The organism is Paenibacillus anaericanus (assembly GCF_003994475.1).
Lineage (GTDB): Bacteria > Bacillota > Bacilli > Paenibacillales > Paenibacillaceae > Fontibacillus > Fontibacillus anaericanus.
Window position 1 is genome coordinate 1 of the sequence record NZ_RZNY01000023.1, and the last position, 19,199, is coordinate 19,199.

The 19,199-nt window shown below is 41.4% G+C and carries 14 protein-coding genes; 12 read left to right on the plus strand and 2 right to left on the minus strand.

Going from position 1 to position 19,199, the window contains the following annotated elements; genetic code table 11:
• Positions 1–578 precede the first annotated feature (578 nt).
• The gene (locus EJP82_RS21300; protein WP_170220262.1) at positions 579–2,312 is read left to right on the plus strand and encodes a M20/M25/M40 family metallo-hydrolase; all 1,734 of its coding nucleotides are present in this window, start codon (positions 579–581) and stop codon (positions 2,310–2,312) included.
• Here the strand turns inward: EJP82_RS21300 and EJP82_RS21305 are convergent.
• On the minus strand, positions 2,247–2,990 hold the full coding sequence (locus EJP82_RS21305) for an SDR family oxidoreductase (RefSeq protein ID WP_127194089.1): 744 nt from the start codon (positions 2,988–2,990) through the stop codon (positions 2,247–2,249). The genes EJP82_RS21300 and EJP82_RS21305 overlap by 66 nt on opposite strands.
• A gap of 209 nt (positions 2,991–3,199) precedes the next feature.
• Here EJP82_RS21305 and EJP82_RS21310 point away from each other — a divergent pair, with 209 nt between their 5' ends.
• Together EJP82_RS21310 and EJP82_RS21315 are read left to right on the plus strand one after the other, a co-directional pair.
• Positions 3,200–3,565, plus strand: a complete 366-nt coding sequence (locus tag EJP82_RS21310; RefSeq protein WP_127194090.1) for a winged helix-turn-helix transcriptional regulator — start codon at positions 3,200–3,202, stop codon at positions 3,563–3,565.
• Between the two features lie 177 nt (positions 3,566–3,742).
• The gene (locus EJP82_RS21315; RefSeq protein ID WP_127194091.1) at positions 3,743–5,890 is read left to right on the plus strand and encodes a M28 family peptidase; all 2,148 of its coding nucleotides are present in this window, start codon (positions 3,743–3,745) and stop codon (positions 5,888–5,890) included.
• 52 nt (positions 5,891–5,942) lie between these two features.
• Here EJP82_RS21315 and EJP82_RS21320 read toward each other — a convergent pair whose 3' ends face one another.
• The gene (locus EJP82_RS21320; RefSeq protein WP_170220263.1) at positions 5,943–6,389 is read right to left on the minus strand and encodes a hypothetical protein; all 447 of its coding nucleotides are present in this window, start codon (positions 6,387–6,389) and stop codon (positions 5,943–5,945) included.
• A 310-nt stretch (positions 6,390–6,699) separates the two neighbouring features.
• On the opposite strand from EJP82_RS21320, the gene EJP82_RS21325 reads away from it, so the two are divergent.
• From EJP82_RS21325 to EJP82_RS21365, 9 genes are all read left to right on the plus strand, one after another.
• Positions 6,700–7,512 (plus strand): MerR family transcriptional regulator, encoded by an 813-nt coding sequence (locus EJP82_RS21325; RefSeq protein ID WP_127194093.1) that lies wholly within the window; start codon positions 6,700–6,702, stop codon positions 7,510–7,512.
• Positions 7,513–7,694: 182 nt separating this feature from the next.
• Positions 7,695–11,369 (plus strand): PAS domain S-box protein, encoded by a 3,675-nt coding sequence (locus EJP82_RS21330; RefSeq protein WP_127194094.1) that lies wholly within the window; start codon positions 7,695–7,697, stop codon positions 11,367–11,369.
• Positions 11,370–11,400: 31 nt separating this feature from the next.
• Positions 11,401–12,060, plus strand: a complete 660-nt coding sequence (locus EJP82_RS21335) for a response regulator transcription factor (RefSeq protein WP_127194095.1) — start codon at positions 11,401–11,403, stop codon at positions 12,058–12,060.
• 315 nt (positions 12,061–12,375) lie between these two features.
• Entirely contained in the window at positions 12,376–12,738 is a 363-nt protein-coding gene (locus EJP82_RS21340) for a response regulator (RefSeq protein WP_127194096.1), read from the plus strand.
• A 33-nt stretch (positions 12,739–12,771) separates the two neighbouring features.
• Complete coding sequence (locus tag EJP82_RS21345) at positions 12,772–14,370, plus strand: methyl-accepting chemotaxis protein (RefSeq protein WP_127194097.1); 1,599 nt, start codon at positions 12,772–12,774, stop codon at positions 14,368–14,370.
• Between the two features lie 27 nt (positions 14,371–14,397).
• Positions 14,398–14,835: a chemotaxis protein CheW gene (locus EJP82_RS21350; protein WP_246054370.1), complete on the plus strand. Its 438-nt coding sequence runs from the start codon at positions 14,398–14,400 to the stop codon at positions 14,833–14,835.
• A 7-nt stretch (positions 14,836–14,842) separates the two neighbouring features.
• On the plus strand, positions 14,843–16,834 hold the full coding sequence (locus tag EJP82_RS21355) for a chemotaxis protein CheA (protein WP_127194098.1): 1,992 nt from the start codon (positions 14,843–14,845) through the stop codon (positions 16,832–16,834).
• A 16-nt stretch (positions 16,835–16,850) separates the two neighbouring features.
• On the plus strand, positions 16,851–17,924 hold the full coding sequence (locus EJP82_RS21360) for a protein-glutamate methylesterase/protein-glutamine glutaminase (protein ID WP_127194099.1): 1,074 nt from the start codon (positions 16,851–16,853) through the stop codon (positions 17,922–17,924).
• A gap of 49 nt (positions 17,925–17,973) precedes the next feature.
• Positions 17,974–19,008 carry an alpha/beta hydrolase gene (locus EJP82_RS21365; protein WP_127194100.1) on the plus strand — a complete coding sequence of 345 codons (1,035 nt, stop codon included), beginning with the start codon at positions 17,974–17,976 and terminating at the stop codon, positions 19,006–19,008.
• Positions 19,009–19,199 lie beyond the last annotated feature (191 nt).

A 19,199-nucleotide genomic window follows, 5' to 3' on the forward strand; every position in this document is an offset into this window, starting at 1 on the left:
AATTCCCTTAAGGTAGTGTCCACTTTTTTGACAGAGGTCCATTTCTCCATCTAATTTCGATATTTGAGCAAAGGTTGCAGAAAATCAGTTGAATTAACTGGAGGATTTCCAGGTAAGTATAGGAATCTTAGAAAAATCAACGATTTAACAGGAGGTTTTCCTGTTAAGTATCAGATACGGCAACAAAGTATGGTCAAAGAAGGCAAAGCAGGATGGCAGGAAGGCAAAAAAGTAGCAAGGAGCAAGTAGAAAGTAGCAAGGAGCAAGTAGCAAGTAGCAAGTAGCAAGTAGCGAGTAGCAAGTAGAAAGTAGAAAGTAGAAAGTAGAAAGTAGAAAGTAGAAAGTAGAAAGTAGAAAGGAGTAAGGAGTAAGGAGTAAGGAGTAAGGCAGCCAAATAGAAGGTATGCGCAAATCGGCATCGGAATAGAAAGCGGTAGGCAACCTGGCATCCAAATTAAAGGGTAAATATTACATTCCGTCGAAAGAAAATGAATTGGAATATTATTGGAATGATTAATAAAATAAGTAAGCCTACTGAGTATAAAACCAGAATACGTACTAAGGAGATGAACAGTGAGATGAACAGTAAGGTGAATAATAAGATGGATGTTAAGATAACACAACCGAAGCGGAACTCGAAGAGATTATTAGTGTATATGGGGATGATGCTCGTTGTTTTAGCCGTTGGAATTACCCTTGGTTATCATCAAATTACGCCAACGGAGGCACCGAAGGATTATACGAACAAAATTATTACTTTAGATGATGTAGAAGAGAAGAATGCCGATTTTACGATGACGATGAGTCATGTATATGAAATGGCGAAGGAGCCACATCCGTCGGGTAGCCAGGAAATTGAATCAGTACGAGCTTACATAATAGAACAATTAGATAAGGTCGGAAGTACATACGAGATTCAACAATCTTCAATATTACAGAACATCCTGGTGAAGATAGATGCACCAAACACGGAACAAGGAGTTATGTTTGTAAGTCATTATGATAGTACGACTGGTGGACCGGGGGCTGGAGATGATTTGATAAGTGTGGCCTCCATGTTAGAGGCATTACGTGTAGTTCAACAGCAGAACCAACTAACAAATGATATGTACTTCCTATTTACGGACGGGGAAGAGCTAGGATTACTTGGGGCAGAGGCTTTTGTAGCGGCTAATCCAGATATGAAGGAGAAAATTGCGCAGGTCGTTAATTTAGAGGCAAGAGGGAACGCGGGCACTTTACTAATGTTTGAAACCTCAAATGATAATAAAGGAATGGTTCAGGCTTTAAGCAAGGGCGTGGATCATGTTTCGGCATTTTCGTTTCTAGCCTCATTCTATAAAATGATGCCAAATGATACGGATCTATCGGTATTTTTGCGTGCAGGTTACTCTGGAATGAATTTTGCTATGGCAGATGGGGTAGAAGCTTATCATGAACCCATCGATAATTACGACAACCTGAATCGTAACAGCGCATATATGTACTTTAAGACCATGGTTGATTTAGCACATCATTTAAGTACCGTGGACCTCGGGGTACTACAAAGTAATGAAGATGCGGTATATTTTCCGTTTTTAAAAGGAAATACCCTGATATTTTCAAATAAACTGATGCTTATCAGTTCCATTTTGGTCGGAATCTTATCTCTGACATGGGGATGTACACTTCTGCTTAGAAAAGAATGTAGACTGAAAGACTTCGGAGGAACTTTGTTGCTGATCCTATTATCTGCCCTGGGAGCGGGAGCTGTCGGAAAGGCTGGAACTTACCTCGCCAAAAGAATGATCAAGGGCACGAGTGCAACAGAAGCTTTGTCTATATTGGATATCTTCTTTTATACCATGTGTGTCATTGTAATCATTGGAATGTTGCTCTTAACCTACTGGGGAGCGACAAGAATAGCGAACAAGCAGGCATTCCTGTTAAGTAGTTTAGTGATTTTGAACATATTAAATTGGGCATGCCTAGTTATTTTAAATAGTATGGCGTATATATTTACGATCCCTCTGTTCTTGCTGATGATTTACTCTATGGCTGTGTTTTACTTGGATAAAAGAAAGAGGAACCGTAAACTTTTCACCTATGTGTTTGGAACCGTATTTGGACTAGTGGCAGCCATCCTTTATACACCGATCCTGTATATTTTATTTATTGGGCTGTTATCTAACCTATTCTTTGCAGATATGATTATCATCGTCATTGCCATCTTACCGGTAGCTGTTGTGTTAGCAGGGAAAGATGCTTTACACGAATCCACCATTTACCCGAAGGGTTTGGCCGCTAATCCACCGCGCCTCTTCACTCGCTAAGAAAAGGACGGTTCCGGTGATATCTTCTGTCTCACCCAAGCGATGGAAAGAGTTCATTCCAGCCAAGGCTTCAATTTGAGCCTCGGTTTTCCCTTGCATAAACAATTCAGTATTAATGGGCCCGGGGGCTACAGCGTTAATTGTAATTCCCTTCGGGCCCAATTCTTTGGCAAGTTGACGGGTAAATTGTTCAACAGCCCCTTTCGTCCCCGCATATAAGCTGTATCCAGGAAACATGGAGCCTAAGACAGATGTAGAAAAGTTGATGATGCGTCCACCCGTGGACATGTGAATGGCTGCTTGCTGACAGGTAAAGAAGGTACCTTTGACATTACTATCAAATAATTGGTCAAAATCTTCTTCGGAAAAGTGTTCAATAGGTTTCGTTATCATAACTCCGGCATTGTTCACGAGAATATCTACTCTGCTATAGGCTTGAAGGGTCATATCAAACAGCCTTTTCACTTCTGCAACGCGCCCAATATCAGCTTGAATGGCAATAGCTTCTCCAGCCTGTTGTCTGATTTGGCTTACGACTTCTTCCGCTTGATGAACGTTGCTACGACAATTTACGACGACTTTGGCCCCTTTATCAGCAAATCGCTCCGCCATAGACTGTCCGATTCCTCTGGATGCCCCGGTAATGAGCACCACTTTATCTTTTAAACTATTCTCCATGTTCATTGTTCACTCCTCATCGATATTTACTGTGATCTTGCTGGCACTGTAAGTGTAGAACATGTCTGTGGCACCCCACAAGAAGGCACTTTTACATTAGATAGTTACCTTTAGGTAAGAAATTTATGTATCAACGTTTCATGTGATAGGATATCTAGGACAGGATAGTAATATGGGGTTAAAAAATAATGTTCCAAGGGGTGAGTGCTATGTTTTTGGATATTTTGCGAGCAGATCCGGCATATAACGAAGAAGATATAGATTGTTATATTCATGTTGCGGCTACCATAGAGGCTATCGGTGGAAGGTGGAAAATGCTGATTCTGTGGCATCTTGAAGAAGGAGCAAGACGATACAATGAGCTTCGCCGATTAATACCTGGAGTTTCTCAAAAGATGCTGACGCAGCAACTTAAGGAATTGGAGCAGGATGGGTTAATTGAGCGAAAGGTATACCCCGAAATGCCACCTCGTGTGGAATATATGATGACAGATTACGGAAAGACGCTGGCACCGATTTTCGACATTATGTATGAGTGGGGAGTCATTCATCGCTTGCGGAAATCTAATAAATAATTATCACATGATGAGAATTATCGAGCAAATGATAATAATATCGATTATGAAAGAGCATACATACTATTGTATTGAGTTTTCTCCAGAAAATAAGAATAAATAGATTGATATCAACTCACAATGTTGGTATATTTCTATTTGTGACAAAATTACAAACACATTGGAGGAGACAAGTAATTGAAAAAAAAGGTTACATTTGTGGTGGTCATCATCGCCATACTCATCGCAGGATATTTTCTCGTAACGAAGCTCAGTTCTGGATCTAAGGAAGAAACTTCGTCTAAGGAGCAATGGAGTACTTCTAAGTATTTAGAAAAGGTAGACACGAATTATTCTTATGAGCTTACCAAGAAGTTGACGACCTTTAAATCTAACGAAAAGTTAGGGTACAGACCAAGTGGTTCCAAGGCAGAACTTGCTGCGGGAGAGATGCTCGTTGAGGAGTTTAAAAAGATTGGATTGAAGAATGTAACCAAGGATGAAATTAAGGTAGACTCCTGGGAATTTGAAAAGGCAGATCTAACTTATGTAGATAAAGATAATAAGAGCCATGAATTAGTGTTAGGTGGATATCAGGCTAATTTTGTAACCAATGGCCCGGAAACATTCGAGGTTGTGTATGCGGGGAAAGGAACGAAGCAGGATCTCGCTGATCTGGATGTCAAAGGCAAGCTGGTCTTGATTGATATTAATCAGAGAGATGAGTGGTGGATTAATTACCCTGCTTATCAAGCTTCATTAAAGGGTGCCAAAGCTGTCCTAGCTGCGCAACAAGGTGGGTATGGAGAGATAGATCCAGAGGCGTTAAATGCTCAGGATATATGCGGACCTGATGATGCTCCGGCATTCTCCATTTCTAGAAAAGATGCAGATGCTATAATCACACTCTTAAAGGAGACCGGTCAACAGACGCTGAAGGTATCGTTTGATGCGAAGTCGGTCGTCCAGAAGGACGCGAAGTCATACAATATCGTGGGTGAAATTCCTGGTAAGGATAAGGATTCTATTATTCTGCTTAGCTCGCATTATGATGCCTATTTTGATGGTTTTCAAGATGACTCCGCAGCGATCGGTATGATGGCTGGGATTGCTAAGGGATTGATTGATAGCGGCTACCAACCAGAGAAAACCATTGTTTTTGTGGCTCAAGCAGCAGAAGAATGGGGCATTAGTAACTCCAGATATGACTGGTCAACAGGAGCGTATGAGCAAATCTTCAAGGCGCGTCCAGAATGGCAGGACAAAGTAGTAGCGAACATTAACTTTGAATTGCCAGCTTATGAGCATACGTCTGCGGATGAAATCAGATCCGTGTATGAATTAGATCAGTTCCTGACTGAATTTGCTAAAGAGGTACCAACAGTTGAGGGTGTGTATAAGGACGGGATTAGTGTTGTCTCCCCACTACGTACATGGTCAGATGATTTCTCCTATTCTTTAGGCGGAATCCCTTCATTACGTAATGACTTCCAAGATTCAGATTTCATGAAGTCACACTACCACTCACAGTTTGATAATGAATCAACCTATAATGAGAAGGCATTCCGATTCCATCACAATATGTACGGTTTGCTTGTTGCGGCTTATGATAACACGGCTGTTATGCCACTGGACTTCACGGAACGTTTCGAAGCAATGAAGGAGTCCATCACTGCGGATGCCAATATGGCAGCAGGGGCAGACTCACAAGAATTGCTCAAGGCAATTGATCGTACGATTGCCGCGGCAACGACAATCACGGAGAAGGTCAATAAGATCAATGCGGACTATAAGGCCGCACTTCTTGAAGGTGATGAGAAGCAAGCGCAAAAATTGTTCGATGATAACAAAGAGTTCAATAACAAGTTGCGTGAAATCTATCGCGATGCGCAAGAACATCTAGTGAAGTTAACTTGGGAAGATGTACAAATTTTCCCGCATGAGCACGCACAAAACAACCTAGATGCCATTAACAAGTCGCTAGAGTCACTTGAAAAAGGCGATGTAAAAACAGCCTTGGACAACGATTTGTTCCTAGTAGATAACAACTGGTACGCTTATAGCTTTGATCGTGAAACATTTGATTTCTTTACGAATCAGGTATTAGGACAACCTGCCGACCGTTTAAATTGGGGTCATGCACGAGTTGTAGGTCATGAAGATTTATATGATGTAATCAATAGTCTTCAAGACAAATACGATGCGACTGAACCTAAAGTAGATTCTGAGATTGCAGCACTTCGCACGGCAGCTGAGAATCAAAAGAGTTTATTGCAAACAACGATCCAGCATGAGTTGGAGCAAGTTACAGCAATTGAAGGTAAGATGAAGGCTATCGCGCAATAAGCACAGAAGAATATGAGACAGACCTGGGGCGAAACCTCGGGTCTTTCTCATTTCACGTATATCTAAACTCCATACCTCCTGCAAATTTTCCCTGCTTATTAAGAATCAAAACTTTATAAACTTGATGTTTTTCCAGTTTTGAATGGAGATTAAGATATAATTTTTCAAGTGTCTTATTATAAAAATCGATAGTTCCACTCGTGACCAACTGTCCAATTTCATTTCCAGATTCATCAACAAGTTTAATATCATAGTAAGTATTAGGTTTTTTATCAGAGATAAATCCGAAAGACAACTGGGGCAGGTTCTCGTAGTATAGGATATTGGTTAATCGAATGCCTTTTACATTGTATAGGGTATTTTGAGTTTTTAATTTATCACGTTTAGTGAGCGCTGATCCTCTTTGAACCCCCTGTAATTCGTTTAAAAAATAAGTGCCGTATAATTCATAGTGACTGCTTATTACTGACAATTTAATCATCGGAAACAATAATACCAATGCAACTCCAATGAGACATAATGCAATTAATATACGTCGTTTGATAAGAAGCCCTCACTTTCAAATCCCTCGGCCTACAGTAATGAGAAAGGAATTACCCCTTAATCAGAACTGACCTTGAGAAGTCTCATTATATAAACGGACTATATTTGCAAAAATTCCACAGACACTAAAGTTTTCTCTGCGATAATGCGTGTACTTGTGCCTACATAGCGTAAAAAAGTGTTTTTTATATGCTCTCTTGACTCTGCCACTGTGTCATACTTCATTCTATATATGAGCTCAAAATTTACCGGTAGAAAGGATCATTATGTTTAGAATAGGCGATTTCTCAAAACTGTCGAGAATCAGTATCCGGATGCTGCGACACTATAACGAGTTAGGTTTACTCATTCCAGACCACATTGATGATTTCACAGGTTATCGTTATTACAAAGCTTCACAATTAACGGTTGCAGGCAGAATACAGGTCTTAAAGGGTCTGGGGTTTGGTATTCCAGCGATCAAGAAGATCCTCGCCGAATATGACGATGCGGAGAGTTTACGGAAGCACCTCATTATTCAATACGCCCAAATGCAAGAAGAGGAGGAAGTGATACAGAAAAAACTGGCACTCCTTCAGAACACTATTCAAAGATTAGGGAAGGATCGTGTAACTATGAACTATGACGTTACTTTGAAAGTCATTCCAGAGCGATATGTAGCGAGTCTTAGAGATGTTATTCCTGCTTATGACCAAGAAGGTGAGCTGTGGGCTCGATTAGGGAATGAAGTAGGAGATCGTCTGCAAATGTCTAGTCCATGCTACAGTCTTGCGGTTTTTCACGACGAGGGATTCAAAGATAGTGATGTTGACGTCGAAATTCAGATTTCCGTCACGGGCAATTATGAGGACACAGAACATGTACGTTTCAAAAAGGTTGCCCCAATCACCGTTGCTTCGGCCATACTGACAGGCAGTTATGCTTTGCTGAGAGAGATCAATGAATCTATCGCAAACTGGATTTCGGACAATGAGTATGAATTTGATGGTTCGATGTTTACCATCTATCATGTAGGTCCTGCAACGGAACCTAACCCAGATCATTGGGTTACAGAGGTTTGCTATCCTGTTAAGAAGTAATCATTCACCAGAGAACGAAAAAGTGTATTGTCCAAGTAAAGTCACTTCTTAGAAGTGGCTTTATTTCGCTGTTTTCGCTGCTATTTATAGCCTAATTGGTCGGCAAATATATCTGCTTTACCGCGTTACCGTAATCTGATAGTTTTAGGTTGAAGAGAGAGAATAGGAAGGTGGCTCCAGCTATGAAATTACTCAGCAATGAATATATATCCACTTGGACTATTGATAAGGATACCAATGTATTAACACTATCAAATGATTTTAAGAATTTAATTGGTTTCTCGAGCGAGGAAATGTACCATAGCCCCCATCTCTTAATAGAAATGGTCTATATGGAAGACATTCATATGTTCGATGAACATATGGATAGGCTATATTCGGGCCTGACAAGTAGTCTGGAGCATCGTATCGTTATTCAAACTGGTGAATTCAAATGGGTTCAAAGTGTCGGCATTCCTATGCGGGGTCAGGATAATAAGATTTGCCGGATTGATGGGGTTGTTCTAGATATAACGGAGCAGAAAGCTTCGCAGGAGAAATTGGAGAGAACATTCTCGTCGCATCAGAAGATGTTAGATACGATTGACGTGGCTATTTGGTCTTTTGATTTGGTGACACGGAAAGTATTCATTTCGGATGCGATAGTTAAAATTACGGGCTACCCGATGGAGAAGGCTTCGGGGGTTAGGTTCTTTTCGGAGATCGCCCATATAGATGAATTACCTCACATACACAAAATAATGGACAGCATAAAACTAGGGATTCCAGATCTTAGTGAGTATCGGATTATCCATGCTAATGGTGAAATCAGATGGCTTCAGATCAGTATCATACCGAGTATGGATAAATCCCAAACGGTGGTTCGGCACGATGGCGCTGTGATCGATATTACCGCAAGAAAGGTTATGGAAGAGGCTCTACAGAGAAGTGAGCAACGTTATAAATCGTTATTTGAATATAACACGGATGTTGTTTGTGAATTAGACTTACTTGGAAATATCGTAGACATGAATCAAGCTGCCGAGAATATTACAGGAGAACGATTAAATAGTATTAAAGAAAGTCGTTCGATTATGAACATCTTTGATGTGGAGCATACGCAGCAAATAACCGATTATTTTAAGCGGGCTATAGAAGGATATCCTTCAACTTATACGGTGACGTCACACCATAAGGATGGGGGAGTTACTCACTGGGATATGAAAAATGTACCCATTCAAGTGAATAACCGTATTGTGGGTGCCTTTGCAATTGCTAAAGATGTCACGCTGAACAGGGAGATTGAGAAGAAGCTAGCTGATCGTGAAGCAGAGTATCGGCTAATTACGGATAATATGAAGGATATGATGGGCGTCTTAGATTATAAGGGGAACTTTGTTGTTGCCTCACCCTCCAGTGAGAAAATATTAGGGATCCCTGAGGGGTTAATTAAGGACACTACAATTTTAGAATATATCCATCCAGATGATAGGCAATATTTAATCGATCAAATCTTGGATATGTTGCAGACGAGAGGGAGTAAACTATTACGTAGTCGTTTTATCCATGCTGATGGTTACATCATATATCTTGAATCCCTATGTACCCCAGTACTTGGCGTCGAAGGGGAGATAGAGAACATTGTCATTGTGTCACGGGATATTTCCAAGCGAGTGAAGGTTGAAAACGAACTTAGAGAGAGTGAGGAACGTTACCGGAGACTGATTGAGCTTTCGCCTCAGCCGATGGTTCTCATTCGTCAGAGCAAGGTGGTCTACATAAATCCTGCGGGACTTCATATGCTGGGAGCAACAAACGCCGACGAATTAGATGGGCAATCCATATTCGATTATGTTCATTTGGACTACAGGGTAGAAGCCATGAATCGGATGCTGCAATTAATGAACAAGCAGTACTTAGGATCCACAGAATATAAGATTATTCGAATGGATGGCCAAGTTATTGAGACAGAGGTTATTGGAATATATGACGAAATAGCGGAGACGATCCTGATCCTAATAAAGGATGTTACAGAGCGTCTAAAGATGGAAAGAGCTCTTCAAGAGAGCGAGGAACGTTATCGCAGATTGGTAGAGCTCTCTCCAGTAGCGATTGCCGTGTATAAGGCAGGTCAAATTAATTATATTAATCCGGCTGGTGCTAGAATGCTAGGTATAAATCTCACAGGGGATACGTTTGTACCAAATCTCATGGATTGGATCCATCCTAACTACCGGGATGGTGTAAGTCAGGCAATGGAGAATACCATGTTGAACGGTTACTCCATCCCTGCTGAATATCAGGTAGTTCGTTCAGATAGTCACGTGATCCTTGTATCTATGTTATCTATCTATGACTCTCAATCTGCATCTGTCCAGTTGATGTTTGAAGATATCACGGAGAAGAAACGAGTAGAGCAAGCTTTGTTGGAGAGTAAGGAGTTGAATCAGCAGATTATTGAGTTGTCACCTGAAGCGATTGTCCTCCATAGTGACTACAAATTTATCGATGTAAATTCTGCTGCGCTTGTGTTATTTGGCGTGTCCGGTGTTAGCGAATTGGTTGGAAGATCGATTTTTGAATATGCCCATCCCGATAATTGGACCTTAATACAGGAGAGAATGGGAGAAATCTATAGACAACAAAGGGCCTCCTCCACTCCTGTGGAGCAGAAGATTATACGGTCAGATGGTGAAATTATCGATGTTGAAGTAGTAGCTAACTCCATTCCATATAAGGGAGAATATGCAGCTATATCTCTGTTTCGTGATATAAGGGATCGGAAAAGGGCGGAAAGGGATAGAAAGCTTACAGAGAGAGTCATTCGCGAAAGTGAGGAACGGTATTTCCGCCTACAGACGAGTTTGGATGAGTTTTCTCACGATCTCTTCGGTGTGATGAAGATCCCTCAGATGGAACAGCGGTTGTTGCAAGAAGTACGAGAAATACTAAACGTCTCAAACGTAAGATTAATTGAAGTCGAATGCAACAAGGACAAGTTATGCGAAATTATCGAATCGGACAGGGGATATTATCTTAAGCTAGATGAGAATAAAGGGAAGAGCTACTTGCTTTGTATTGATGAAAAGCCACCAAGCTTACAGATTACGTCGATAAGAGTATGGCTGAAGACCATCGGCCGTTATGTCAGTGTTCTATTTGATAACTTCCTGCTAATCGAAGACTTAACTAAGGAGCTTGAACAAGCTGCCTCGGGTCAAGTGGCTCCAACATGGCTTTTGCGATTTATATTCAATTTATCTGAGAACGAGCGAAAACGTCTCGCACAGGATTTACATGACTCCGCACTGCAGGAGCAGATTATTTGGTATCGCAAGTTGGATTTCCTCCTAACGGACGGAGCGATCACAGGGGTGCTCAGGGAGCAACTAGGACAAATCACGGAGGGACTACTTAATGTCGTTTATCAAATACGTATCACATGTAATGAACTAAGACCACCTATGTTAATTAGGGATGGACTTATATCTTCCCTTGAGGCATTATTCGATTTCACACAATTGCGTGCAAACTATAGTATTCATTTTGATGCTGTGCATTTCAATCATAGGTTACATGATGACATAATCATTGGTCTATATCGCATTGTGCAGGAACTCTTAGCTAACGCTACGAAACATTCTTCTGCTACGAAAGTTCATATTCTATTGTATAGTCAAGGGGATCGTATTCGCTTGGAATATGAGGATAATGGAGTTGGCATGGATTTAACGAGGATGGAAGAATCAGATTCACTTACGAGCATGGGGATGAATGGCATGAAGGAACGGGTTCGCAGTATGGATGGAACCATACAATTGCTCTCGCCTGAGAATCAAGGGTTATCTATCTACATATCTATACCCGCACGCGAATAGAAAGTAGAATATTAAATTGAGGTGTAGAATCATGATTCATATTCTGTTGGTTGACGATCATCCATCCGTTATGGAAGGAACCAAGATGATACTCGAGCAGGAAGGAGATATGAAGGTTCACCTAGCGAATTCTGCTGAGGAAGTTTTGGAAATGGTAGGTTCACAATCTTTTGATGTGATGTTATTCGATCTCCATATCGCCGATGTTAACGGGATTGATCTGGCTAAGCAAGTATTAAGTTTGAACCCAGGCGCCATTATACTAATCTATACAGGATTTGAGTTTAATAACCATTTTAACATGATGATAGAGACGGGCATATTTGGATTTATCTCTAAAACAACAAATAGGGAGCAACTCGTTACTTCCGTTCGTTGTGCCTTGAGAGGAGAGGTTATTCTGCCTCTTTCCTTAGTTAGACAGTTGAGAAGGACGACGGTTACGGGTTCAGGAATGGACGACGATCAGGCAGCTTTCTCTGTAAGTAATAAGGAGTATGAGATCCTGAAAGAGATAGCCCGCGGGAAAAGCAACAAGGAAATTGCCGAGCTTGTACTTATGAGCCAGCGATCGCTAGAATATAGCTTAACTAGTCTATTTCAGAAACTAAAAGTAAAATCGAGAATTGAAGCGGCTATAAGGGCAAAGCAAATGGGTATATTGAACGACTCGGATTTTATTCCGTCGTGAGGTCGGTTTAGTTTAATAATAAATTAATAAGAGGATCTCGTTCACATACATGTGATGCGAGGTCTTTTTTTATTTATGTGATGAAGTGACAAGCCTAGTAGGGCGGGGGCTATTGTGCGGTTGCGTTGATCTCCATTGCGAGGTACCGCAACAATTTTGCGGGGGCGCGCCAACTTTTTTCGGTTACCAATATATACCTCGTTGTTATGATTGTCCTAGTTCTTAAGAAGTGCATTTGAATTCATAGTATAGGAAGGAAGATACAAGTGAGTGTTACCAAGCAAGGACATAGGTTTGAGAGAAGGGGTGCTTTAACTGGCTAAGATCTTGATCGTAGATGATGCGGCATTCATGCGCATGATGTTAAGGGACATCCTCGAAAAGGGTGGGCATACCATCGTAGGGGAAGCAGAGAACGGCAAAGTAGCGATAGAGAAACATAAGAGCTTAAGTCCCGATGTAACAACGATGGATATTACCATGCCAGTAATGGAAGGTATAGAAGCGGTCAAACACATAAAGGCGGCTGATCCGAAAGCCAAAATCATTATGTGCTCCGCAATGGGGCAACAAAATATGGTGATACAAGCTATTCAAGCTGGTGCCCAGGAGTTCGTCATCAAGCCTTTTCATAGTGAGCGAATTCTTATATCTATAAATAAAGTGCTAGGAGCTTAAATACAACAATAATAGAGGATAGGGTGTTAAAACATGAAATGGTTTTATAATTTGAAGACAACGGTCAAGTTGGTATCTGCGTTTGTTATAGTTTCTATCATTTTAGGTGTTGTGGGGTTATATGGAATAAGTAACTTAAACAAAATGGACGATTCTATTAGTGATATGTATGCTAATCGATTAACTCCGATTTCCGATCTTAGTGCAGTAAATGAATTACTTCAACTAAACAGAATAAATATTCGAGATATCAATACGATGGCTAAGACTCCGGATGAGAGAACAGAGTTTAAGGACCAAATTCAAAATAATATTAAAGAAATCGGAACTAAACTTGAAAAATACGGCAAGACAGATTTGAGATCAGAGGAAATAGCGATCTTGAACAAGTTAACCGCTGTCTGGGAAAGTTATACCCTCAGCATCGATGAAACGATTGCATTGAACGAAACCAACATAAGTAACGAGGACTACACAACATACTTGACTACAAGTGATGTTAATACAGCAGTTGACGAAATGGGAGCCATACTTAAACAATTGATAAGCGTCAATACGGATCAAGCGAATCAAGCAAGCGAGTACGCAAATAAACTCTATTTATCTTCACGAACAATTACGATAGCAGTTATTGTTATTGCTCTTATCGTTAGCGTTAGCTTGGGATATATCATCTCTCAAGTTATAGCAAGACCATTAAATCGTGTGGTCTTGTTACTAGCTAAGGTAGCAAAGGGAGACTTAAGTGAAACTTCGGATATGGATTCTAAAGATGAAATCGGATTATTGGCGGGTTCAGTCAATGATATGATTCTGAATTTAAGACAAACGGTAGGCGGGATACTAGTTTCAGCAGAAACGGTCTCGGCGGCTTCTCAGCAGATTTCAGCTAGTACGGAAGAGATCGCTAGCGGGAGCATGAGTCAAGCCGGAGCAGCTCAAACGATGAACGAGTTATTCCGGGAATTATCCTTAGCGATTAACTCTGTTGCCCATGGTGCTGAACAGGCGTCTGAACTGTCTGACAAAACGATGAGCATCGCACAGGACGGGGGCAAAGTGATTCAAGTCTCCATTGACGGAATGACGCGTGTGAATGAACAGATGTCCAGACTTGAGGAAGATTCGAACAAAATCGGTGAGATTATTGAAGTGATTGATGATATTGCTGAACAGACGAATCTCCTTGCATTAAACGCAGCTATTGAGGCTGCTCGTGCTGGAGATCAAGGACGGGGATTTGCGGTTGTAGCTGATGAAGTACGGAAATTAGCTGAACGTAGCAGTGAAGCCACCAAACAAATTACGAAAATCATCAAAGGGATGCAAGAAAATACACAACAAAGCGTAAAAGCGGTAGAAGAAGGAGTTGCTTCCTCACAAAAAACCGGTGAAGCATTTGAACATATTTTATCTATGGTGAACGAAACAGCTTATAAAGTAACGGAAATTGCTGCTGCCAGCGAGGAGCAGGCCGCCCAATCATCGGAGGTGCTGGACTCTATTGAGAGTATATCTGCAGCCACGGAAGAAGTAGCAGCAAGTAGTGGAGAAACGGCTGCTACTGCCCAATCCTTGGCACAACTAGCAGAAGAATTAAATGGTTTGGTAACGATTTTCAAAATTAAATAATGATGGGGAGAGGAGAACAAAGGAGGGATGGTGCAGACTATGGGCCAAGAACAATATATTGAATTTGCTATCGACGAAGAACAATATGCCATTCATATAGAGGATATTCACGAAATCATTAAGATGCAGGATATCACGCAAATTCCTAATGTTACACCCTATGTAGAAGGGGTAATTAATCTCAGGGGGAAGATCGTACCTGTCATAAGTTTGCGGAAGTTTTTCAATCTTGTAGTAAGAGAATATTCGAGAACGACACGGATTATCGTAGTTCATCATCAAAACGATACCGTAGGAATTATTGTAGATCGTGTAAATAAAGTTACTACCTTTGCAGATATTCAAGCCCCGCCTGAGCGCATAGGTGGTATCGATGGCAATTATTTCGTAGGAATTGGCTTGATAGACAGCGGTCTGGTTGCCATATTGAAGCTGAATGAAATCCTGCTTCATGAACAGGAGTGAATGACCCATGTTATCAGAGTATAGAGAGGTCTTTCTGGAGGAGCTGGAGGAACAGCTGCAACTTATGGACGATGTTATTTTGCAACTAGAGCAAGAGGGGGAAACCGAACGGGTCGTACAAGACCTGTTTCGGGCCGCCCACACGTTAAAGGGTTCATCAGCCGCTATGGGTTATGAAGAAATGAAGCAATTGACGCATGAGATGGAGCATCTATTGGACTTAGTAAGGAGTAGAGTGCTTAGAGTGACAGGACCGTTAATCGATCTTTTCTTCCAATCACTAGACTGTCTAAAAGAATTACAACAAGATATTATGCGTAACAATGAGACGATAACGGATATATCGAAATGCGTTCGTGACTTGCAAGACTTTGGTAAGCTTCCAGATGAGCAGGCTTACAACGACGCTGAAGATTTGCCTAAACCAGCATTAAGCTTGGATACAACGCTAAAAGTAAAAGAGGCTGAGGACCAGGGGCTTGAGGTGTATTGGGTTACTGTCCAAATTGCTGCGGATTGCGTCATAAAAGGAGCACGTTTCTATGTGATTCATTCTAACTTGTGCCATTTGGGTGAAGTGCTCTACTCCGTGCCTGATATCGATAAGATCGAAGTCGAAGAACAAGGGGATACCCTTCTTGAGGTTCAATTCCTCTATGCAGGTAAGCAAAGCAGTCAGGAACTACAGGACCTGGTAGCAGCGTTAACGGAAGTTGAGCATGTTAAGGTGGAAGCTCTACCAGTTGAAAGAGCTGTCCTTGCCGAAATAGGGACCCGGAAGCAGAGCGAAAGTATAAACGAAGATCCATCCAATAGGGATAAGTCTAAAACGCAAACGATTCGTGTAAGCGTGGAAAGGCTAGATCATCTCATGAATCTAGTAGGAGAACTCGTAATTGATCATACACGAATTGATCAAGTGGAGCGTACCCAAAGGAGACAGTTTACAGGGGACTCTTTGGAGGAACTTAGTCAAATATCGGATCATCTTGCTCGAATTATCAGTGATTTGCAGGAAAGTGTGATGAAGGCAAGGATGCTTCCGATTGAGCAGTTGTTCAACCGTTTTCCGCGAATGATTCGAGATCTAAGTCGTGATTTAGGCAAGGATATTGAACTGGTTATCGGGGGGAAAGATACCGAATTAGATCGGACACTAATTGAGGAAATCGCTGATCCACTTATTCACTTAATTCGGAATGCGATTGATCATGGAATCGAACTACCTCAGCAAAGGGAGCTGTCCGGCAAGCAGCGCAAAGGTACCCTACAAATCAGAGCAGCGCATGAAGATAATCAAGTTGTTATCTACGTGGAAGATGATGGGGCAGGGATTAACCCAGAGAGAATGAGACAGTCGGCACTAAGCAAAGGGATCATTTCTGCTGAGGAAGCGATGCTGTTAAGTGACAGAGAAGCCGTTCATCTGATCTTTCGGCCTGGTTTTTCAACAGCTAGCAGCGTAAGCGACATATCTGGGCGTGGCGTGGGAATGGATATCGTAAGGAGTAATATCGAGAATCTCAACGGTTTGATCGATATTGAGACTAGATGGGGACATGGGACTTGTTTTAAGATCAAGCTTCCCCTAACGCTAGCTATCATTATTGGTTTACTTGTGAAATTGAATGATCAAACCTTTATTATCCCGATGAGTAATATCGCTGAGATTGTAAGAATAACGCAAGGGGATATCCAAACCATTCGAGGGCAGTCGGTTATTTTATTACGTGATGAGATCATTCCGATGGTCTGGTTGCATGATCAATTTAACCTACCCAGAGGAGAACAGAAGAAAGACCATATCCAGTTAGTTATTGTCGGATCGGCCGAGAAGAGATTGGCACTAGCTGTAGATGAATTGATTGGAAATCAGGAGATTGTTATAAAGTCACTGGGTTCTTATGTTGGTAAAGTGGATGGTATTGCCGGTTCCACGATACTAGGCAATGGTAAAGTAGCTTTAATCATAGAGGTATCGGGGATTATTAATCAATAATAGGGGTAGAGATGTTATGTACAAGATAAAAGTACTCGTAGTGGATGATTCGGTGTTTATGCGTCAGATCATCTCACGCCTGATTGCAGAGGATACTGCACTAGAGGTGATTGGAACAGCCCGAAATGGCATAGAAGCAGTTAGTATGGTGAAGGAACTACGCCCTGATGTCGTAACACTGGATATTGAAATGCCGGAAATGAACGGGTTGGAAGCCTTGATAAAAATCATGGACCAACGACCAACGCCAGTATTGATGCTTAGCTCACTTACACAGGATGGAGCTTCGGCAACGATTACTGCGCTGCAGAATGGGGCAGTAGATTTCATCTCCAAACCATCAGGTTCAGTTTCCTTCGACTTGGTGAATAAGAAGCTAGAGTTGGTATCCAAAATCAAGCAAGCTGCACAAATACCTTTAAGAAATCTAATAGTTAACAACATAACAGTTCCAAGAGCCGGATTAGTTCAAAAGAACAATGCTGAGACCGAATTAATGAAGGAGTTTGATCAGATTTTGGCCTTAGGCACCTCAACAGGAGGTCCCAAGGCGTTGGAAACCGTAATTACAGCCTTACCTGCGAGTTTTCCCTACCCTTTGTTAGTGGTCCAGCATATGCCGCCTAAGTTCACGAAGTCATTGGCAGATCGATTAGATCGCTTGTCCTCGGTCCGAGTTGTTGAGGCGAAGGATAATGAGCTCGTATTAGGTGGAACGGTATATATTGCACCTGGTGATTATCATATGACCGCGATCCAGAAGAATAGAGAAGTCAGAATTAAGCTTCACCAGGAGCCGCAAGTTAGTGGTCACCGTCCATCGGTGGATGTACTGTTTGATTCCATAGCTCAAATTAAGAATACCAAGCAGCACTTCATCTTAATGACTGGAATGGGAAGCGATGGGGCAAGAGGAATGATGTCTGCGAAACAAGCAGGTGCACAATCAACCATTGCAGAGTCTAAAGAATCCTGTATTGTATACGGAATGCCAAGATCGGCAATAGAACTGGGCTGTGTAGACTACACAGTTCCTTTGCATCTTATAACATCTAGAATATTAGAAGTGACAGGTGCCTCGAAACGATAGTTTTAGATCGATATGGATCTATGCATTAAATGGCAGGGAGGGCATATACTTGGTTTTTTGCAGTAGTACCATAGAAAAAACGATGATGATGAGTTTCCTTTTCAGAGGATTTTGGGATAGATGGATTACAAATGATATTCCCAAACAGACGATGCGTGAGTTACGCCAGCGTTTTAATAGTCTTGAGGAATGGACTCGAATTCTGTACAAGCATGCCGATGATTATGAGCAAAGAGCAGTTCGTGCACTTAATCAAAATTCCGCCAGTGAAGCAGAAAAATTATATCGAATTGTGGGAATGCACTATAACTTGATTCAGTGGATGTTCCCGGAGACGGGAACGCAGAAGCAAGAATGGTATCAGCGATGCAAGGATATGCATAAGCAAGCAGATACGCTTGTGGCCGATGAGATTATTAACGTTACTATTCAAGTTGAAGGCAACGATTGTTATGGAAGAATACGCGTCCCAAAGCGCCCTAAGGGTTGCGTGATTATTCTAAACCCCATTGATTCTTCAAAGGAAGAATCAATTAAAACGGAAGGTCATTTTGCGAAAATGGGTTTTGTTACGGTGAGCTTTGATGGACCGGGGCAGGGCGAGACTTATGTCCGCAATGAATATAAAGCAACTCGTCAAAGATGGGATCTATTTGTGGACCAAGTGATTGAGTTCGCTACATCACAATACGAAGGACTCCCGCTCTTTTTGTTTGGAACCATTTTAGGTGCGACCTGGGCTATCCAAGGAAGTAAACATCCTAAAGTGTGTAGAGTCGTATCGGTGAGTCCTATACTTAGTGAAGATGTAAGAATGCCTGATTACTTCATGGAACGATTGTCCTATATAATCGACGACCCACAGAGTGGAGAATTGTTAAGGTTGGATAATATTGATCATGTAAGCCCTGTTCTCTTGGTTCACGGCAAGAAGGATAAGTTTATTAATGATGGGAATATATACGAGCTATATAACCAACTCCCTAGGGAGAAACGACTGATTCAATATTTAGATGAAGGTCACGGCTGTAATTACAAGACAGAGTCAATCCTGGAGGCCGCTGGGGAGTGGTATTTAAGGTAGATAGCGGGGATTGATAAAAAAAGGTTGTCGAAAATATCGGCAGCCTTTTTTTGTGTTTAAAGCAGAGAAATTCAACATGGAATTTTCGACGACAAAATGGGACAAATTCACGAAACTTTCGCAAAGTACAAACAATCAAAGCAGATTAAAAAACAATTGACCTTTTAATAAAGTGAATCTATTATAGTGTT